This window comes from Micromonospora sicca, assembly GCF_003172935.1.
GTDB lineage: Bacteria > Actinomycetota > Actinomycetes > Mycobacteriales > Micromonosporaceae > Micromonospora > Micromonospora sicca.
The window spans coordinates 1-1,533 of record NZ_QGKS01000408.1 but is presented as its reverse complement, the minus strand read 5'-3'; the positions used below and the strand labels follow the sequence as shown (position 1 = coordinate 1,533).

The window sequence follows — 1,533 nt, the reverse complement described above, 5'->3', positions numbered from 1 at the left end:
CCAACCGGCGGCTCGCTCGGCGCATCGCCGACGCCGGGTTCGCCGAACTGCGGCGGCAACTGGCCTACAAGACGGGATGGAATGGCGGGCGGCTGGTGGTGGCCGACCGGTGGTATCCGTCCTCGAAAACCTGCTCGAGCTGCGGCGTAGTGAAAACCAAACTCGCCCTGTCCGAGCGCACCTACACCTGCACCACCTGCGGCCTCGTCCTGGACCGGGACGTCAACGCCGCACGGAACCTGGCCGCCCTGGCGGCCACCGTCGCCGGGAGTGGCCCGGAGACGCGAAACGGACGTGGAGCCGACCGTAAGACCCGCCCCGGCGGGCCGGTGGCTGTGAAACGTCAACCCGGCACCGCCACCGCGGGTAACACCGGGACCGTCCCACCGCAAGGTAGGACATCCAATCATGAGCTCACCCACGCATCATGAGAGGAAACGGCTTGCGGGCACGGGGCATGATCGTCACCGTGATCGACACCTCGCTCCGCCGGGCCTCCGGCTCGTTCTTCGGTCTGGCCTACGGCGACGCCCTGGGCAAGCCGACCGAGTTCCTCACCGTGGCCGAGATCGAGCGCCGGTACGGCCCGGCCGGCCCCCGCGAGCTGGCCGGTGACCCGGCGCTGGTCACCGACGACACCCAGATGGCCCTCGCCGTGGCGTGGGCGCTGCACGACGCGCCCGCGTTCACCGCGGAGGCGGTCGAGCCGTTGCTGCGGCGGCGCTTCCTGGCTTGGGCGGCCAGTCCGGACAACAACCGCGCACCCGGCATGACCTGCCTGCGGGCCTGCGCCGAGCTCGCTCGGGGCACCCGCTGGCAGGAGGCGACGGTGGCGGACTCGAAGGGCTGCGGCGCGAACATGCGGGTCACCCCGATCGGCCTCCTCGACGTCGACTTGGACACGCTCGCCGGGCTGGCCCAGCTCCAGGCCGGCCCGACCCACGGTCACCCCACCGGCCTGGCGGCCAGCGAGCTGACCGCGTACGCGGTCCGACTGCTGCGCGACGGCGCCGCGCCGGCCGACCTGCCCGGGCTGCTGACCGCCCGGGCCCGTGCGCAGGCGTCGGTCTACCGGGCGGACTGGCTCGGCGACCTCTGGCAGCGCCCGGGGGTGGCGACGCCGACGGAGTTCATCGCCCGGGGCTGGGACGAGTGCCTGGGCGCCCTCGCGCGCCTCGACGCTGCGGCGGCCGCACCGGACGACGGCGGTGACCCGTGCCGGCAGACCGGCGAAGGGTGGATCGCCGAGGAGGCGCTCGCCACCGCGCTGCTCTGCGCCATCCGGCACGCCGACGACCCGGTGGGCGCGCTGGCCCGCGGCGCCACCACCGCCGGTGACTCCGACTCGATCGCGGCCCTGGCCGGCGCCTTCGTCGGCGCGGCCCACGGCATGGCCGCCTGGCCCGCCGACTGGTCCACCCGCATCGAGTACGCCGATCAGCTCACCACCCTCGCCACCCCGCACGACTGACCCCACCCAGCGCCCACCCCGGCCCGTGCCCGGCTCGGGCCCCTGCCCGGCCAGGGCCGGGG

The 1,533-nt window shown here is 74.7% G+C and carries 2 protein-coding genes; both read left to right on the top strand.

All coding sequences use genetic code 11. The features are described 5' to 3' along the window. A partial coding sequence (locus DKT69_RS31830; protein ID WP_146231265.1) for a zinc ribbon domain-containing protein occupies positions 1-431 on the top strand: 431 nt, incomplete at its 5' end. 26 nt (positions 432-457) lie between these two features. Beyond that, positions 458-1,471: an ADP-ribosylglycohydrolase family protein gene (locus tag DKT69_RS31825; RefSeq protein WP_109805129.1), complete on the top strand. Its 1,014-nt coding sequence runs from the start codon at positions 458-460 to the stop codon at positions 1,469-1,471. Positions 1,472-1,533 lie beyond the last annotated feature (62 nt).

Excerpts from the sequence above, each read along its gene's own strand:
- DKT69_RS31825 (WP_109805129.1), top strand. The coding sequence starts at position 458 with ATGATCGTCACCGTGATCGACACCTCGCTCCGCCGGGCCTCCGGCTCG.